Below are 18658 nucleotides of genomic sequence, written 5' to 3'. Positions count from 1 at the left end.
CGCAAAACTACATCGATCGCATACAGCACGGGATCGAGGACAGAACCATGCCGATTGAACAACCAGAAATTAATGTCTCTCACGACAAGCGCGAGCAAATTTTAAACGGCGCCATGCAAATTTTTCTCACTCACGGCTATGCCGGGACGAGCATGGATCGGGTGGCGGCAACGGCGGGGGTCTCAAAACAAACGATTTATAGCCATTTTCAGGACAAACAGGGTCTATTTACCGCTTTAATCGATCGCGTCACCCGCGATCGCTTTCAGATCGTGTTTGGTGCTTTGCCGCTCGCTGGCGAACCGGAACGAGTGTTACGCAAAATCGCTTATACTTTACTGCACGCGATCGCCGAAGATCGAGAGTATATTGCGTTTATCCGCCTGGTTATCGGCGAATCGGGGCGCTTTCCCGAATTGGCGCGCCAGTTTGTGGGGACGATTCCAAAACGGGCGATCGCCACCCTTTCTCAATACTTTGAGAGTCATCGCGAACTCAATTGTCCCGATCCGGAAGCGACGACACGGATTTTCTTGGGGTCTTTGGTATCGTTTGTATTAATGCAAAATGTTTTGGAAGGGGAAACGGTGATGCCGATGGACGGCGATCGCTTAGTGGAGCGTTTAATTAACTTAGTTTTAAAATCGAGTTGATGCCATTAAATTCTTCCCCCGAACAATTGCACCTGTGAATTGTGGGGTATTTACAGGCGATCGCCGATTTTTTGCTCTAAAATTACCGTTTTTCTAGAGTTTAATAAGATCGTGGAGGTAGATCCTGAGTTTCACTCCGATGTAGGCCGCTATTTATACCTAATGTTATGGAGAACATCGCGATCGCAACTTCCTATCAACTGGCCATTGTTACCAAAATTGAAACTTAGCGGACAAATCATCAGGATTGGATTAGCCTAGGAGTGAAAACATTTGAGCAGTTATTGCCCAACTCATTCGACTCTAGGGAGGGAGAAAGACCGTGCAGAAATTATGGTTGACTGGGTTAATTTTATTACCGTTGGCCTTGTTCGGATTGCTGACAGGCGATCGCGCATCGGCCAAAAACGAGCAGAATTCCCCCACAAGGAAAGATAAGATGGAAACGATAGAACAACGGGAACTGGAAACAGCTTATGAAGATTACAGACAGGTTATTCAAGAAACAATGTCGATGGTGTACGACCGGGAAGCACGGCGTTTGGCGCAACAGTACGGACTCGATATCGTTAACGTAACCTGGGAAGATACAGGACGCTATCACAATTCGGCGGTCGGTCCGAATATTAGCGATATGACCATTCAGGTACAACAGCGCAATCCGATAACAGAGGATTATGAATTAAGTTTGATGCCCGTGATTCGCTATCCTAATTTTGAAGATCGATCGGCGGATCTTTCTCCCGATGATTTTTTCTTATTAGTCGGTAACGAAAAAGGGCGATCGCTCCAGCGCATTTCCCTACGAGAATTTTTGGGAAATATTAGAAAATATCTCAGCGATGGCGATTCTTGGGGCGGTCGAGAAACATCGTTACTCGCCGATCGCGATACCCACGTTCTCGTCAGCGCTCAAGCCTGTTTTTTACCGATTCCACAAGGAAAAATCGCCCAATTTAATCCGGTTTTATTTAATTATCAATCCTATCAAGGGGATCCCGCAGTGCTGACCATTCTCGCCACCCGAGAAGGAACGAGCGTCACGATTATTGACAATGTGAGAGATGGGTTTGAAGCGGGTGGAACCTGGGGTCAGCGCCTCTTTTTCAATAAAAACGGCGAGCGTGCCAGCTTGACGGGGCAACGGTCGAGCGATTTCGAGGCTGAAAATGGCAACGCCGAACCCTCTGAGAGCGCGGCAGCAGCAGGGGAGAGCGGCTTAAACATGGTGCTATTAATCCAAGTACCATTAAAGCAGAAAAATCCGATGGAGAGGGAGGTCTATAACGATGCAGTTCCCAGTGCCGGAATCATGCTAGAAAGTGCCGTGCGCGGCGATGTGGAAGCGGCGGTTATCGGTCATGGAGCGGTCGAAGGGCCATTTACCGAGATTGACGGGTTGGACATCGAACGGCACCCGGATTTTCCGATTCGGGTGACGGTGCAGTTTTACAAGGCGACGAGTAACGGGGTGGTTTCGGCGCAGGATATCGAAGCGATTCACGACCAAATCGCGCGGGTTTACGAGGAGGCGGATTACGTGGGTAGTTTGGTGGTGGACGGAGACACCGGGCGCCCGACAGAATACGAGGGGGACAAGCAAGAACCGCCCTATTGGTGGGATGCGTTCTGGCGGCGCTACGAGGCGAATACGGGCCAATCGCGGGAAGAGGCGATCGAAATGTTGCGCCGTTGGCGCGGTGAAAATTGGATGCCCCGATCGCCGGGGGAGTTACAACAGGAGTTAGAAGAGTTACGATCGCGATCGCAGCGCCAATTTAAGCCATGTCCACTATGCAATCCCCTAACCAAATCGTCGGCGAATTAACTCCCGAGGCTCCCGTCACCACCGTAACGGTTTTGGAAGACCGGGCTTCTATCCGTCGAGTGACCCAACTCACCTTAACCCCCGGTTTGTGGCGGGTGCGGGTGGAAAATGTCGCCCCCGTACTGGCGGATAAGTCGTTACGGGGAGAATGGTTGCAAGGCCCCGAAAATGCCCTCGGTGAAGCTCGCATCGATGACGTGCGCGTCCGGCGCAAAATGCTGATTCGCGATCGCGATCGCCTCGAAACTGAAGCGACCGAAGTCGTGGCTAATTTAGAAGCACAATTACAATCGGCAATCGATCGCTTCGAGTGGTTAACTGAAGACCGCCAGCATCAGGAATTAACCTACAATCGGGTGCAGACGATGCTCGAAAAAGCGGTGCGAGAAATCCCCGTTGATGCGGTCTGGGGACAGTTGGAACCGGCAACGTGGCGATCGCAATTTCAAACCTTATTTAAAAATATGCGAGATTTGCGATCGGAAATCTTAAAGAGTTTTGAAGGACAAGTCGAACTCAAAGAAGAAATTGACAGACTCTGCGATCGTCTCGCCGCTTTATCCCGCCCGGATTTAGTTTATATGGCGACCCTCGAAGCCGATTTGAGCATTAGCGAAGCGGGAGATTATCAACTTGCTCTCGATTACGTCGTTCCCAATGCTTTATGGAGACCTTACCACCAAGCGCATCTTTTGTTAGGAGAAAATCCTTCAGTTTCGATGCGCACGGATGCGTGCATTTGGCAACGGACGGGAGAAGATTGGACGGATGTAGATTTAGTATTTTCTACGGCGCGATCTTCGTTGGGAACCGAACCACCGTTATTGGAAGAGGATATTTTAACCGTTCGCGCAAAAGAGGAAAAGATCGAAATTAAAACTCGGGAACAAGTGGTACAGAAACCGGGATTGGGTTCGGGAACGGCATCGGGAACCGTGACCTTACCGGGGGTAGAAGATGGCGGGGAAGTCAGGACGTTGCGATCGCCCCAAAAGGCGACCGTTCCCTCGGACGGACGACCTTATCGCGTCTCGCTATTTACGTTTGATACGCCGGGTATTGTCGAATATGTAGCGATGCCGGAATTGGCGTGTCAGGTGTTTTTAAAAACAGTTCAGACGAATTGTTCGGCTTTTCCCTTGTTGGCGGGTCCTGTAGATTTAGTGAGATCGACGGAGTTTGTTGGCAAAACGGCGATCGGTTTTATTGCACCGGGAGAACGATTTGAGTTGGGGTGGGGACCGGATGCAAATATCCGTTTGCAACGCAAACAAAGACACAACACTCATCAAGAGCATCTGACGAAATGGAATATTTCTCTTCTGAAAACGGAGTTATTTATTTCTAATATTGGCGCCGAAGCGAGAACCATTAAAATTACCGAACGAGTCCCCGTTTCCGAACTTGAAGAAATTAAAGTTGAGGTGATGGAGAATGGGACTACGGATAACGTTAAGCCGGATGAAAATGGCTTTTGTCATTGGACATTTCAGCTCGAACCGTATTCGCAAGGAAAAGTGCAATTAGGGATTAAAATTTCAACGGCTCCAGAAATTAAGAATTTACCTTTTCTCAGTTAATCTTGAGAAACTTGAGAAAAATGAATGTCCTATCCCTATTTTATCATTTTCGGGATCGAACTTTCGATCGCAGCCGTTTAATCCTTTGTAAGTAACAGTTTTGAGATGTTTTTTGACTAAAATTATAGCATTTGTAGACTTTTTGCTCATAAGATATCCTCAGATCGAGTTCCGCTAGACGTTCCAGACCTGTTGCTAACACGATCTCACTTTAAGAAAAGAGGGATCGTCGAATGCTTTCCGACGGGCGATCGAAGTCGCGAAGTGTTACAAGCATTTTTCAGTCCAAACGCGGCTGATGTATTGGCAATTAGCCGAATTGCCCCTTTGATTTCTTAACGGCTCTCAAAAATTAACCTGCAAATGGTAGCATTCGATACACTCCCTTAGGAAATCTATTGCTATTTGTAATAGAGAAATTTAAAGCTCGGTTCTCAATTCAATCGAACTTTAAGTCTCGACAATCAAACGAGCTTCTAGGGTTCCGATTTAAGTCAATAGATTTGAATGGCTGGTCCGAGAGAAGCAAACCAACCTTCAATCATACGGTTTCCATAGGCGGAGAAACGGGTTGGTTACACGGCGGGATAAAAGCCCGGGAGGACAATAACGGCAAAAGGTCGTTATCGCTCTCCCGGGTTCTTATTTTTTCGGTTTTTTGGAAATTTGGAGAGCGGGCAATGACCGAATAAACCCACCGCATAAAAGCAGGTTATTTCAGGTGCAGTCATGACAGAAGAACAGCCTACCTTTCGTCATCCAAATGAGTCGAGCGAAGCCAGTCGGGCTTTAGAAAAAGAACAGCACCTGCCCCTGACTGGATGGCAACAAGAAGTTTCCCAAGGGTTAGAATTCGGACTGGAAGGAGCAGCGAGTATCCGCGATCGCACGATCCCCACGTTTTCCCGTGGCGAACTGCCCCACTATGCCGGAATTAACACCTTTTTAAAAGCTCCATATCTCGAAGACGTTCGTCAAGTTGGCAACTACGATATCGCGATCGTTGGCGTTCCCCACGATTCCGGAACCACCTATCGTCCCGGAACCCGATTCGGACCACAAGGAATTCGCAGAATTTCCGCTCTTTATACCCCCTACAACTTTGAATTAGGCGTCGATTTACGCGAACAAATTACCCTGTGCGATCTCGGCGATATCTTCACGATTCCTGGCAATAACGAGAAATCTTTCGATCAAATTTCTAAAGGAATTGCCCATATTTTTAGTTCCGGTGCCTTCCCCATTGTTTTAGGGGGAGATCACTCGATCGGCTATCCCACCGTGCGCGGAGTTTGCCGTCATTTAGGCGATCGCAAAGTCGGAATTATTCACTTCGATCGCCACGTCGACACCCAAGAAACCGACCTCGACGAACGGATGCACACCTGCCCGTGGTTTCACGCCAATAATATTAAAAATGCCCCCGCTAAAAACTTAGTTCAACTCGGGATTGGCGGCTGGCAAGTTCCCCGTCAAGGGGTTAAAGTTTGTCGCGAAAGACAAACCAATATTCTCACCGTTACAGATATTACTGAAATCGGTTTGGATTCGACGGTAGACTTCGCTTTAGAACGGGCATTAGACGGAACCGATTGCGTTTATATCAGCTTCGATATCGACTGTATCGATGCTGGATTCGTCCCCGGGACGGGCTGGCCCGAACCCGGCGGTTTACTCCCCCGAGAAGCCCTTTATTTACTCGGAAAAATTGTACAAAAAGCGCCCGTTTGTGGCTTGGAAGTCGTCGAAGTTTCGCCACCTTACGATATTAGTGACATGACCTCGTTGATGGCCACTCGGGTGATTTGCGACACGATGGCACATTTAGTTTTATCCGGACAATTACCTCGCCAAGAAAAACCTGCTTATATCCATCCCAAAGCCCAACCGGAATTTCTCTCGGACTGGAGGTGAGTCGTGCATGAAACCGATCTGACCAAAGCCTTAATTTTAACCGTAAAAGACTGGTGGGAAGCGCAACCCCAAAAACCCAAAATAGAAGCTTTGCACTTAGTTATCGGTCATTTTACTTGTGTCGAACCAGTCGGTTTGCAATTTGCCTTTGAAGTGCAAACGCGCGGCACCTTTTTAGACGGGGTAAAATTGCAGATCGAAGAAATTCCCTTAATTGCTTTTTGTCATCCTTGCGAGCGCGAATATCGACCGGAAATTGGGTTGAAATATAGCTGTCCCGAATGCGGTTCGCCAATGGAGGATATTCGTTCGGGACGGGAACTCAAAATCGACCGAATAGAATATAGCTTTTTAACTCAGGAAACTCCCCAGGAAACTGTTAGTTATGCATCAAACCTTTGACGCCGCCCTCGGCATAAATTTGCTGCACGCCAACCAAGATGGTGCAGATCACAATCGCGAACATTTTGACGAATGGGGAATGATTTGTCTCAATGTTATGAGCAGTCCCGGTGCGGGGAAAACGGCGTTATTAGAAAAAACATTAGCCGCCCTCACTGACGAATTAAAAATTGTAGTAATTGAAGGGGATATGACCACCCGCTTAGATGCGGAACGGCTAGAACAATACGGCGTTCCCGTAATTGCAATTAACACCGGGCGATCGTGTCATTTAGACTCGAAAATGGTCGCCGGAGGGCTGCATCAATTGGTAGCGGACTACGACCCGACCGAATTCGATTTAGTCTTAGTTGAAAATGTCGGTAACTTGGTTTGTCCGGCAGAGTTTGAAATCGGCGAACACGCAAAAGTTGCATTATTAAGTGTAACCGAAGGGGAAGATAAACCGCTTAAATATCCGATCATGTTTCAAGAAGCGGATTGTCTGTTAATTACCAAAACAGATTTGGCACCGTATTTAGAGGTCGATGTCGATCGCATCGCCGCAAATGTACGTCAAATGAACCCAAATGTCACGATTATTCCCGTATCCGCAAAAACCGGGGAAGGTTTAGATGTTTGGTTCAATTGGATTCGCCTGCAACTGCTAGGATTGCCACAATTTCGCGTAAAACATAAATTTTTTGATTCAGTTTCTGCATGATTGGGGGTGCCAGGCGATCGCCCTTTGGCGAAAGAGCAAGTTAACGCCTCAGTGCGATCGCCTTTCTTCTTCAAATTCCCTAGAATCTGCCCAACTTTTCGCAATGTTTAGATCGCCTCTGTCTCCACAAGCCGCGATCGGTATCTTTAGTTACAAATCCGCGATCGCCCCTCGTGATAAGCCTAAAAGAATTCATCCGCGAGCGAATTGGACGAAGGCGATCGTCAGCTCTTAAGATTTTCTATTTTTCTATTACTTGCATCGACAAGAGATCGAAAACAGATCGAGTAAAGATCGAGAACAGATCGAGGAAAGATCGTGAAACGTCGCACCTTATTTTCATATCTGGCCGTCTTCTGTCTGAGTTTAATCGTAACCGTCAGTTGTACGCCATCCAACCCGAGTGGACAAAGTGCAACCCCCATTCGCATGGGATATACTGCCTGGCCCGGCTGGTTTCCCTGGCGAATTGCCGAAAGCGAACAATTATTTTCAGCCCATCAAATTGACGTTAATTTAACCTGGTTTGACGGCTATCTCGACTCAATCAATGCCCTCGTTTCCGGACAACTCGACGCCAACACCCAAACCCTGAACGACACCATTAGTTCCGTTGCTGCCGGATCCGACCAAGTGATTGTTTTAGTCAACGATAACTCCACCGGAAATGACAAAATCATCGTTCGAGAAGGCATCAATACCGTCGCCGATTTGAAAGGGAAAAAAGTAGCTGCTGAAGAAGGAACCGTCGATCATTTTCTTCTGCTTTTAGGCTTGAAAGAAGCAGGATTGAGCGCTGAAGATATCGACTTTCAACCCTTAGAAACGGGAGCCGCCGCCGCCGCTTTTGTTGCCGGACAAGTCGATGCGGTCGGTGTCTTTGCGCCCTTCACGACTAAAGCCTTAGAACGTCCGGGAAGTAAAGAATTATTCAGTTCTAAAGACTTTCCGGGTGCCATTCCCGATCATTTAGTCGTTACACGCCGTTTAATTAACGAACGGCCCGAAGCGGTTCAAGCATTAGTGAACACTTGGTTTGATACGTTGGAATTTATTAAGACCAATCCCGATCGATCTTATCAAATCATGGCGGAACGAGCGGGGGTCAGCGTTGAAGAATATAAACAATACGAAGCGGGGACAAAAATTTTCACCATTGAAGACAATTTAAAAGCATTTCAACCGGGGGAAAACATGACCGCTTTACCCTACGCTGCCGAACAAATCTCCGATTTTTTGATGGAAACGGGTTTCGTACAAAATCAGCCCGATTTGAGTAAGATTTTTGACGATCGCTTCGTCAAAGCTTATGCAGAATCGAAAAATAAACTCCTAGGCTCGGGAGTTTAAGAAACAAGTGAAAATTTAGAATGCGGGCATCTTGCCCGCAAACTCTAAAATATAAATAATAAATCAATATTTTTTAAACTTAATAAGATTAAATGACCAGTTCAAAAAAGTTCAATTTAATTGTGATGAATAAAAGCGCGGAACCTATCGAAGAACAACCGCCGAATTCTCCCAAAATTATCCAACCGAGCGTCTTTTGGAGAATTGGCGAGAATATCCCCGAACAGTTGCGGTGGAAATTAATGGTTTTGTCGATCGCCATTCCCGTTATTTTGTGGTGGACGATCTCGACTTCGGGTTTAGTCAAACCTTTGTTTTTACCCAGTCCCGGACAAGTTTTACAAGCAATTTACAAATTGTGGGTCAGTGGGGATTTACCTAAAGATATTGGTGCGAGTTTATTTCGAGTTTTAAGTGGCTTTAGTTTAGCGGCGATCGTTTCCATTCCCCTCGGAACTTTAATGGGAACTTTTGCCAGTTTACGGGCGTTACTCGAACCGATTATCGGGATCGTTCGTTATATGCCAGCCCCAGCGTTTATTCCCTTACTTATTTTATATTTTGGCTTGGGAGAAGCGCCAAAAATTTTATTAATTTTTATCGGTACTTTATTCTTCAACACCTTAATGGTTATGGATGCGGTGAAATTCGTTCCGAAAGAGTTAATCGAAACCTCTTACACCCTGGGTGGTGAACGAAAACAAGTGTTTTGGCAAGTCATTTTCCCCTACATTACCCCGAGTATTATTGATGCGGCGCGGGTCAATATGGCGGCGTCTTGGAATTTAGTAATTGTCGCCGAGTTGGTGGCGGCGACGGAGGGTTTGGGACGGCGGATTAGCGTCGCTCAACGCTTTCTCAGAACCGATGAAATTTTTGCGGGTTTAATTGTTATCGGACTGATTGGATTGACCATCGATTTATTATTCCGTTTAGCTTTGAGATTATCTTGTCGTTGGGCGACCAATTAATTTGGTGTTTGATTGCTAATTTCGATCGATTGAGAGGAAATTTACTCATGCATTTAGAAGTCAATAATCTTTACAAGCGTTTTCCAACGCGGCGCGGTTCTTTACTCGCTTTAGACAATATTAACCTTCATATTGAAGAGGGAGAGTTTGTCTGTGCGGTCGGCGCTTCTGGTTCGGGAAAATCGACGTTATTGCGTTTAATTGCCGGGTTGGAAATGCCGAGTTCGGGGGAAATTTTAGTCGATCGCGAACCCGTGCGCGGACCGGGGAGCGATCGCGGGATGGTCTTCCAAAATTATACCCTTTATCCTTGGATGACGGTCGCTAAAAATGTCGGTTTCGGATTAAAATTACAAGGAATCTCGGCATCGGAACGGCGCGATCGCGTCGCCTATTATTTAGAAATAGTTGGTTTATCCCAATTTGCCCATGCTTTACCGAATGAATTATCCGGCGGGATGAAACAACGGGTGGCGATCGCCCGGGCGTTAGCATCCCGTCCAAAAATCCTGTTAATGGACGAACCTTTTGGGGCGTTAGACGTACAAACTAAAGAAATAATGCAGCAGTTTCTCTTACAAATTTGGGAACAAACCGGAACCACAATTTTAACGATCACCCACGACGTAGAAGAAGCAGTCTTTTTATCCGAACGGATCTATGTTTTAAGCGCCCGTCCCGGTCGCGTCCGCGAACAAATCAAAATCGAATTACCGGGAGAACGTACCCAAGCGATGCGACGATCGCCAGCATTTCAACAGTACAAATATCGCATTATGGGACTGTTGCGCGGCGAGGAAGAATGCGACGAAATGCCATTAGCTGTTTGAGAGAAATTCAAATATTGTTGGCTATTTTGCGATCGCCCATTGAAAAAACCCGAAAACCCGAAACCCGAAATGATTGAACTTCAAAAACATTTCGGGTTTTTGCTCTGTTTCGAGAAGCTTTTTAGAACAAGAAATAGCGCTGGGCCAAGGGTAAAACTTCTGCAGGTTCGCAGGTCAGTAATTCACCATCGGCACGCACTTCGTAGGTTTCCGGATCGACTTCGATCGCCGGGAGGGCGTCGTTTAATTTCATATCTTTTTTGCCGATGTTGCGGGTTTCGCGGACGGCGATCGCCTGTTTCTGCAAACCCAATTGCGCCGGAATTTCGTTGTCAATCGCCGCCTGGGACATGAAAGTCACCGAGGTCGCAGTCCGAGAAGCGCCGAAGTTGGCGAACATCGGTTGCATGTGAATCGGTTGCGGGGTGGGGATACTGGCGTTGGCGTCCCCCATTTGGGCGTAGGCGATCGCCCCACTTTTGAGAACCAATTCCGGTTTGACGCCGAAAAAGGCGGGATCCCACAAACACAAGTCGGCGAGTTTACCGACTTCGATCGAGCCCACTATATGAGAAATTCCGTGAGTAATTGCCGGGTTTATTGTATATTTTGCCACGTAGCGACGGGCGCGCAAGTTATCGTTTTCCCCAGTTTCGCCGGAGAGGCGACCGCGTTGGACTTTCATTTTATGGGCACTCTGCCAGGTACGGATAATCGTTTCTCCCACGCGTCCCATTGCCTGGGAGTCCGAGGAAATGATGCTGAAGGCGCCCAAATCGTGCAGGATATCCTCGGCGGCGATCGTTTCGCGGCGAATGCGCGATTCGGCGAAGGCGACATCTTCGGGAATGGCGCGATCGAGGTGGTGGCACACCATCAACATATCGAGGTGTTCTTCCAACGTATTGACGGTATAGGGGCGCGTCGGATTGGTAGAAGAGGGTAAAACGTTACTTTGGCCGCAAACTTTAATAATATCCGGGGCGTGACCGCCGCCCGCGCCTTCGGTGTGATAGGTATGAATCGTGCGATTTTTAAATGCGGCGATCGTTTGTTCGACAAACCCGGCCTCGTTGAGGGTATCGGTATGGATCGCTACTTGCACGTCGTAGTCGTCCGCCACGCCCAAACAAGTATCGATCGCCGCCGGAGTTGTTCCCCAGTCCTCGTGCAGTTTCAAGCCGATCGCCCCGGCGAGAACTTGCTCGACCAAGCCTTCACTTTGGCTGCTGTTGCCTTTACCGAGAAAGCCGAGATTGACCGGGAAAGCCTCCGCCGCTTGTAACATGCGATAAATATTCCACGGCCCCGGGGTGCAGGTCGTGGCGTTCGTTCCCGTGGCCGGACCCGTACCGCCACCTAACATTGTAGTGATGCCGGAGGCGATCGCCACTTCAATTTGTTGCGGACAGATAAAGTGAATGTGAGCGTCGATCCCGCCTGCGGTGAGAATGCGTCCTTCTCCGGCGATCGCCTCGGTTCCCGGCCCGATGATGATGTCTACATCGTCCTGAATGTAAGGGTTTCCCGCCTTGCCGATCTTGTAAATTTTGCCGTCTTTAATGCCGACATCGGCCTTGACCACCCCCCACCAATCGAGGATTAAAGCATTGGTAATCACTAAATCGACGGCCCCGGCGGCGTTGGAAATGGGGGACTGTCCCATCCCGTCGCGAATGACTTTACCGCCGCCGAACTTCACCTCGTCGCCGTAGGTCGTCCAATCCCGTTCGACTTCCACAAATAGTTCCGTATCTGCCAACCGCACGCGATCGCCCACGGTCGGGCCGTAAGTTTGGGCGTAAGCGCCCCGATCTATTCGATAGCTCATAGTGTAATCCTCACTTAGGGTGGGCTGAGTTGGGCTGGGCGATCGCGCCGTCTCAGACGCAGGGGAAGCGATGGGCGATCGGGTTTCAAAATAGTCTACCAGGACGGTGTACGAATATCCCTCGGATAAAGAGTTTCTAAATCTTCATTTTACGACTAAAATAAGCAAATTCAGCCATAAATTCGATCTGAGAGTTCCCCTCAGCCATTCGCTCAAATGTGTTGGCGATCGCCGCTTTCCCTCGAACGAAAAGCATTTTTATTCTATTATTAAAATAGAGCCAAAAAGAATTTTATCAATCCCGATTTAATTTAAATCATCTACGACCGCCTATTTAACGAACGCTCATGGCTTTTTTGTTTCCATTTTTCAATAGCAGATTGTGGGCCTTAATTGTTAAAGAAGTTCGGCAAATTTTCAGAAACAAACAACTGATCTTTTTGCTCATTTTCCCGCCTACCGTTCAACTGCTCATCTTCGGACTCGCCCTCAGTCCCGATGTCGATCGCCTCGCTTTGGGGGTCGTCGATTATTCTCAAAGCGATCGCAGTCGAGAATTAGTCTCGGGTTTAAGCCAAAATAATTTATTTATCCCACAATTTTTCAGCAGTAGTCAAGCAGAACTCGGCCAAAAAGTTCGCACGGGAGAGATTACGATCGGCTTGGTCATTCCCCCAGATTTTGCCGAAGAGTTGAGTGAGGGAAAACCCGCCGACCTTCAAATTATTATCGATGGAGTCGATGCGAACACGGCGGGGATTGCGGCGGGATATGCCAAACAAATCATTAACAATTACGCCCGAGAGTTACAAGAAAATAGCCTCGATCTTCCGGTGCGATCGCAAGTTCGTTTTCTGTACAATCCCGGTTTAATTAGTAGCTGGTTTTTCGTTCCCGGGGTGATTGGAGTCGTCTTGACCCTCACCGGATCTTTACTGTCTTCCCTAACGGTAATTCGCGAAAAAGATGTAGGAACTTTAGAGCAATTATTAATGACTCCTGCCGCCGGATGGGAAATTTTGCTCGCAAAAATTTTACCCCTGTTTATTTTATTGATGGCCGATTTATTATTGGCGTCGAGTCTGGGTAAATTTGTATTCAATCTCCCATTTCGGGGCAATTTTTTATTATTTTTAGGTTTGTCGGCGATTTATTTATGGGTTTGTATTGGTTTGGGAATTTTGTTGGCAACGATCGCCCGCAACCAGCAACAAGTTATTTTAACCTCTTTTTTCTTTAACGTTCCCTTAATTCAGCTTTCTGGGGCGATCGCGCCCATTGAAAGTATGCCGCCATTTTTCCGAACTTTATCAGCTTTTGACCCATTACGCCATTACGTGGCGATCGCCCGTGGTTTAATTCTTAAAGGCGTCGGTTTTGAGGTATTATGGCCGAGGGCGATCGCGCTTTTGGTGTTTGCAGTAGTATTATTAGCAGTTAGTATTAGTCGATTTCGCAGGCAATTAGAATAAAGTTTATTTTAGATTTTTAGATCGATCGATTAAAAATTATACCATTTTTCAAGAATTTTCAAAAATCAAATCATGAGCGAGATCGAGGTTTTAGAAAAATGGTATGAGATCGACATATTTTAGGCGCGGGGATTTTCCCGTTCCTTGGCTTACTTATTTACCGCACAAATTAAGATTAGATTCTTTACTATTCTCAGTAAACTCCTTATTGAAATTCAAATAATCTCCCAACCAATCACAACTGAGATCGATGAGGTTATCTAAATCTAAATTCCATAAAATTACGCGATTATCTTTACTTGCAGAAGCGAGGAACTTACCATCGGGGCGAAAGCTTAAACTTAAAACCCCTTGTTCGTGTCCTTCCAAAGTCGCCAATAACTTGCCATCGAAATCCCACAGTTTAATCGTACTGTCTTCACTCGCCGTAGCCAGATATGGTTTTTCAGGGTTGAAACTAACCCAATATACCGAGTCGCTATGACCTTCAAAAGTTTGCAACAATTCCCCGTTCAAATTCCACAGTTTGGCCGTGTTATCTTTACTGGCAGTAGCGAGCCGTTCGTATTCGGGAGAATAAGCAATGCTGTAAACCGTGTCTTGATGGTCTTTTAATACATTTAAGAGTTGACCTTGGCGAGTCCAAATTTTGACCGTGCCATCTTCACTTGCGGTAGCAATTTTGTCATCTTTATCTAAAAAGGTAACACTATTGATGGGTCGATCGTGGGCTTGAATCGAAAGAATTGGGCGACCTCGATCGGTCCACAACTTGAGCAAGCCGTCTTTACCGGCAGAGGCGATCGTGTTGCCGTCGCGATCGAAACTGACCGCTAAAACGGGTTGCTGGTGTCCCGTTAAAGTGGCAATTGGTTTCGGTTCGTAGCGACGCCAAATTTTAACCGTCGTGTCCTCGCTGGCGGTGGCGAACAGGTTACCATCGGGACTGAAACTGAGATTCCAGACCGCATCTTTGTGGCCTTCTAGCAATGCAAACTCCTTGGTATCTTCAGTCCAGAGACGAACCGTTCGATCCTTGCTGGCGGAGGCGAGGACTTTGCCGTTCGGGGAGAAGGCGACGATCAGCACTTCGTTCTCGTGACCGCGAAATGCGGGAAGCGAACGACTGTAGCGATGCCAGAGTTTAACGGTATTGTCGCTGCTGGCGGAAGCGAGGGTTTGACCGTCGGGAGAAAAGGCGACACTCCAGACATCTTGGAGGTGTCCTTTGAGGATGCGGATCCGGGTTCCGTCGGCGCGCCAGAGAATCACGGTGCTATCTTTACTCGCCGAGGCGATCGTTTCGCCATCGGGGGAGAAAGTCACGTCGAGTACGGAGTCCGTGTGTCCGATTAAGGTTTTAATAAAAGTGCCGTCGGTTTTCCATAATTTTATCGTGCGATCGGTGCTGGCGGTGGCGATCGTTTGACCGTCGGGGGAAAAGCTGACCCGGGCGATCGACTGGTTGTGTGCGGGGATAGTTCGGCGGAGTTGACCGTCGCGAGTCCAGAGTTTGACCGTCGAGTCCAAACTAGCCGTCGCCACCGTTTGACCGTCGGGAGAGAAGGAGACGCTAGAAATCCCCTTGTCGTGACCGGAAAGCATGGTCATCAGTTGACCGTCGAGATTCCAGAGTTTGACAGTTTTATCTAAGCTAGCGGTGGCGATCGCCCGTCCGTCCGGTGCGACGGCGAGGCTGGTAATCGTTTCCCCATGTCCGGGAATCGTATTGAGCAGGGTACCGTCGCGAGTCCAGAGTTTGAGGGTTTTATCCGTACTGGCGCTGACGAGTAGGCGACCGTCCGGCGACCAGGCGACGGCGCGCACCCAATCGGTATGACTGTCGAGTTGGTGGAGTAATTCCCCCGTTTTCGACCAAATTCGCACGCTGTTATCCGTACTCGCCGTCGCGATGCGATCGCCGTCCGGGGAAAACGCCACGTTGACCACACTACCGCGATGACCTTGGAGACGATTGCGTTCGGTGACCGTATAAACCGCCTGTTGTAGGCGATAGAGGCTTTCCGTTTCGATCGCCAGGGGTGCCTCGGTCTGCTTTAACTTCGCCGCTCCTTTGAGGCTCTCGACTATGGCGCCGAGTTCGTTGTTCGTCAACAACAACGCTTTCGAGAGCGAACTGCGAGCTTCGACTTCGGCGATCGCCCCCTGTTGTCGTTGCCATTGCGCCTGTCCCACCAATCCGATCAACACCAACACCCCGACCCCGGCAGCCGCCAAAGCCCCTTTCAGAAATGAATTAAACCGTCCCTGGACTTGTTTGAGTTCCGCGAGAATTTTATAGGAAGTGTTGAGTTTTTTATATTTTTCGCGGAGGGATTTTAAATTTTCTTGGATTTCTTCTTGCTGGCGGATGAAAGAAACTAAATAATCGTGGACTAATTGATAACGGTTCGTCGGAAAATCGCGCAATAAAAAGATCAATCCCGCCCGTTCAAAAATTTCTAAAACGAGGTCGAGTTTCTCCGGATGGTTCTCCACTTCTGCATTGAGGGAAACCGCATGATTTTGCGCTTCCGTCTGTAGAAATTCCGGAGACAAGTCCGCCATCAGTTCCGCGCGGGTTTTGAGGGGGCGGATGCCGTTTTCTTCCGTGAGAAAATAGAGAACCAAACGGGCGATCCGTTCGTTTCGCGGGCCGCAGTCGCGAATGACTTCTTCTAGAAAGCGTTGGACGAGTCGTTCTTTCGTGCCGACTTCGCGATATTTAGCTAATGTCGTAATGTTTTCCGTTTGTAGTTGGGCGCCGACCACTTGTAGTTCGATCGGACGCACTTCGCCGGAGTCTTCGGCGAGGTCGGCGACGAGGGCATCGATTAAATCCGGTTCGAGATAAAAGGACGATCGCTCGTTCAAACTATTGAGTAAGCGACGGGCATCTTCGGGAGAAAAGTTACCTAAATAATAGAGAACGTCTTTGTTTAAGATGTCGCTATTGACAGTTTCCAGACCGCCGACGCGCCGATTCCAATCTAATAAATAGTGAATGTAATCTTCGCGCAGCAAGACGATAATTTTAACAAAACCGATATTCAAACAGTCGCGCAGAAATTCATAAAAAAGGGTACGCCGTTCGCCGCGATCGCAGGTAAAGAAAAACTCCTCAAATTGGTCGAAAATCAACACCGTCAGCAAATTGCGATCGCCATTGTGCTGCAATTCGCGATGTAACGCCTGCAATTGTTCGCCCACCTCGGCGGCGTCGCACGGAGTATTTCCCGGCGCGCTCAAATCCCCGCTAATCTCCTCTTCGATCGCCTGCAAGCGGCTCTCTTGCGGCGCTAAGCCCAACTCCTCCAGAACCCGCTTCAACTGCTTGCTCAAACTCCACGCCCAATCGGTATACACCCTTACCAGTACCGGGAGAACGTCCCGCGAGCCGATCGAGCGCTGTTTGAGCGCCGGAACTAACCCCGCTTGCACCAGGGAACTTTTACCGACACCGGAATCGCCGTGAATCACCGTGAGCTTGTATCGGTCTTCTCCGAGACGAGCGATCAGGTGCTTGACATCCCGTTCGCGACCGGAAGCGATAATTTCCGGGGCGATCGCCTCCTGTTGGCGGGTGGCGGCGACCGAGGGATTGAGGGAATGGCGCTGCAGGCGCAAGCGTCCGGCCCCGATGAACGCCCGTACCCCAAATTGAGCGCTCACCGCCCGATATTCTTGTTTGATCTCGAAAGCGCGTAGGTAGTCGCCGCGATCGAAATGGAGCGATCGCAAGGTTTGCAAAATTTCGAGATGCAAGTGTAAATCATATTGCGGATCGCTTTTGCGCCGCGCCCGAACCAAACGTTCGATCGCCTGTCGCCTCTGTTTTAACTGAGCCTCGGCTTTCGCCAGCAGCAACAGATACAAGCTTTCGTGTTGGGGGATCGATAGAGCGGCTCGATCCAACAGAGCGAGGGCTTCTTGGGCATATTTACGCGCGTCGGACCATTTTTGCTTTTGTAAAGCCACTTCCGCCAAAAAGCTGTAATCCTGGGCGAGCTGATGGGCTTTTCCCCAATTGCGATCGAGGCGGATCGCCTGTTTGGCTAACCTCGCTAACGCGGGCCAATCTTGCAACCGCCGCAAAATTTCCCCCTCTTGGGCGATAAACTCCGCCATCAAGTCCGGACGCTGCGCCAATTCGAGCAATTCCATGCAAGTTTCGATAGCTTGGCGGGCGCGCTGTAGGTGTTCCCGTTCGTGAGGGCGGTCGAGATCGGCTTGGCGGCGATAACATAAGCCGAGGTGCAAGTGAACGATCGCCTGGGAAACGAGGGTCGGCGAGGGGTTGACTGTTTCCCAGGCGACGGCGGACGGATCGGCGGCGATCGGCGGCTGTTCTAAATTGCAGCGAGAAGAATCTTCAGCATCCTTTGGGGGTTCGTATTGCTCCCAGAGTTGCAAACTTTTGTGGTAGTGGGCGATCGCCTCCGCCACGCGATCGCCCCCGTACTCGTCACGACCGAGGACGAAATGTAAATTCGCCTCCAAATCGCGATCGATCGCGATTCCTCGCTTGTCGAGTTCTTTTTTGAGCCATTCCAACTCCATCGCCCGACGACAGCCCAAAATCTCGCAATTTGTAACGAATTGGGCCGTATGCGGATCGATCGCCGCCCTCAAGACCTCCTCACTCGCCGCCCTCAATTCGGCGATCGCCTCCGCCGTCGGAAGCTGTAAGTGGGTACTCGTCGCCCAACTGGCAAAATCCGGCGCCCCGCGCAAGAAGCCGCGCAAAACCCGCTCGTCACCCCAGAGGAAAATCGGAAAGTGGAAATGCTGTCTGAACTCCTCGCGCATGTTATTCATCACCGAGAAGAGCAGATCCAAACCCTCGATCCGTTCCCAACCGAAAATCATCAGCGCTGCGGGAGGGCGATCGCCGATCGCAGAAGCGATCGTCGCGAACACCGAGGGAACCGACGAGGATAAACTTAATTCTTGAATCGTCCCCTCGACCCGCTCGCGTAACAGCTCTAAAGTCCGTTCCCGCAAGCGCTTAAAATTACAACGGACCAACATCAGGGAAAATTGCCCTTGAGATAAGGCGATCGCCCGCAACATCCGCCGTAGGACTTCCTCGTTGTGGACGGCTGCATCTTCAGTTTGGCTCAT

Annotated in this window: 12 protein-coding genes and 1 riboswitch; of the genes, 10 read left to right on the top strand and 2 right to left on the bottom strand. The window is 48.9% G+C overall.

Annotated elements, in window-relative coordinates; all coding sequences use genetic code 11:
- Nucleotides 1-47 precede the first annotated feature (47 nt).
- From HCG48_RS12510 to HCG48_RS12470, 9 genes are all read left to right on the top strand, one after another.
- Nucleotides 48-653, top strand: coding sequence for a TetR/AcrR family transcriptional regulator (locus tag HCG48_RS12510; RefSeq protein WP_168569456.1), 606 nt, complete (start codon nucleotides 48-50; stop codon nucleotides 651-653).
- 322 nt (nucleotides 654-975) lie between these two features.
- The gene (locus HCG48_RS12505; RefSeq protein WP_210437228.1) at nucleotides 976-2481 is read left to right on the top strand and encodes a hypothetical protein; all 1506 of its coding nucleotides are present in this window, start codon (nucleotides 976-978) and stop codon (nucleotides 2479-2481) included.
- Entirely contained in the window at nucleotides 2448-4061 is a 1614-nt protein-coding gene (locus tag HCG48_RS12500) for a mucoidy inhibitor MuiA family protein (RefSeq protein WP_246260050.1), read from the top strand. The genes HCG48_RS12505 and HCG48_RS12500 overlap by 34 nt, the downstream gene beginning before the upstream one ends.
- A 465-nt stretch (nucleotides 4062-4526) precedes the next feature.
- Nucleotides 4527-4665: riboswitch (guanidine-I (ykkC/yxkD leader) on the top strand.
- Between the two features lie 125 nt (nucleotides 4666-4790).
- Nucleotides 4791-5975, top strand: a complete 1185-nt coding sequence (speB, locus tag HCG48_RS12495) for an agmatinase (protein WP_168569454.1) — start codon at nucleotides 4791-4793, stop codon at nucleotides 5973-5975.
- A gap of 3 nt (nucleotides 5976-5978) precedes the next feature.
- Nucleotides 5979-6377 carry a hydrogenase maturation nickel metallochaperone HypA gene (gene hypA, locus HCG48_RS12490; protein WP_168569453.1) on the top strand — a complete coding sequence of 133 codons (399 nt, stop codon included), beginning with the start codon at nucleotides 5979-5981 and terminating at the stop codon, nucleotides 6375-6377.
- Nucleotides 6361-7080 carry a hydrogenase nickel incorporation protein HypB gene (hypB, locus tag HCG48_RS12485; RefSeq protein WP_168569452.1) on the top strand — a complete coding sequence of 240 codons (720 nt, stop codon included), beginning with the start codon at nucleotides 6361-6363 and terminating at the stop codon, nucleotides 7078-7080. Before hypA ends, hypB begins: the two co-directional genes overlap by 17 nt.
- 318 nt (nucleotides 7081-7398) lie before the next feature.
- Complete coding sequence (locus HCG48_RS12480; RefSeq protein WP_168569451.1) at nucleotides 7399-8430, top strand: ABC transporter substrate-binding protein; 1032 nt, start codon at nucleotides 7399-7401, stop codon at nucleotides 8428-8430.
- Nucleotides 8431-8555: 125 nt separating this feature from the next.
- Nucleotides 8556-9401: an ABC transporter permease gene (locus tag HCG48_RS12475; protein ID WP_168571865.1), complete on the top strand. Its 846-nt coding sequence runs from the start codon at nucleotides 8556-8558 to the stop codon at nucleotides 9399-9401.
- A 47-nt stretch (nucleotides 9402-9448) separates the two neighbouring features.
- Nucleotides 9449-10231 carry an ABC transporter ATP-binding protein gene (locus HCG48_RS12470; protein ID WP_168569450.1) on the top strand — a complete coding sequence of 261 codons (783 nt, stop codon included), beginning with the start codon at nucleotides 9449-9451 and terminating at the stop codon, nucleotides 10229-10231.
- A gap of 121 nt (nucleotides 10232-10352) precedes the next feature.
- Here HCG48_RS12470 and ureC read toward each other — a convergent pair whose 3' ends face one another.
- The gene (gene ureC / locus HCG48_RS12465) at nucleotides 10353-12062 is read right to left on the bottom strand and encodes an urease subunit alpha (protein ID WP_168569449.1); all 1710 of its coding nucleotides are present in this window, start codon (nucleotides 12060-12062) and stop codon (nucleotides 10353-10355) included.
- A gap of 347 nt (nucleotides 12063-12409) precedes the next feature.
- On the opposite strand from ureC, the gene HCG48_RS12460 reads away from it, so the two are divergent.
- The gene (locus HCG48_RS12460) at nucleotides 12410-13534 is read left to right on the top strand and encodes an ABC transporter permease (RefSeq protein ID WP_168569448.1); all 1125 of its coding nucleotides are present in this window, start codon (nucleotides 12410-12412) and stop codon (nucleotides 13532-13534) included.
- Between the two features lie 153 nt (nucleotides 13535-13687).
- Here the strand turns inward: HCG48_RS12460 and HCG48_RS12455 are convergent, their stop codons facing one another.
- On the bottom strand, nucleotides 13688-18658 hold the full coding sequence (locus tag HCG48_RS12455) for a WD40 domain-containing protein (RefSeq protein ID WP_168569447.1): 4971 nt from the start codon (nucleotides 18656-18658) through the stop codon (nucleotides 13688-13690).

Origin of the sequence: Oxynema aestuarii AP17 (assembly GCF_012295525.1) — a bacterium.
GTDB lineage: Bacteria > Cyanobacteriota > Cyanobacteriia > Cyanobacteriales > Laspinemataceae > Oxynema > Oxynema aestuarii.
Note: the sequence above shows the minus strand (reverse complement) of the source record. Positions and strands in the feature narration are given on the sequence as shown.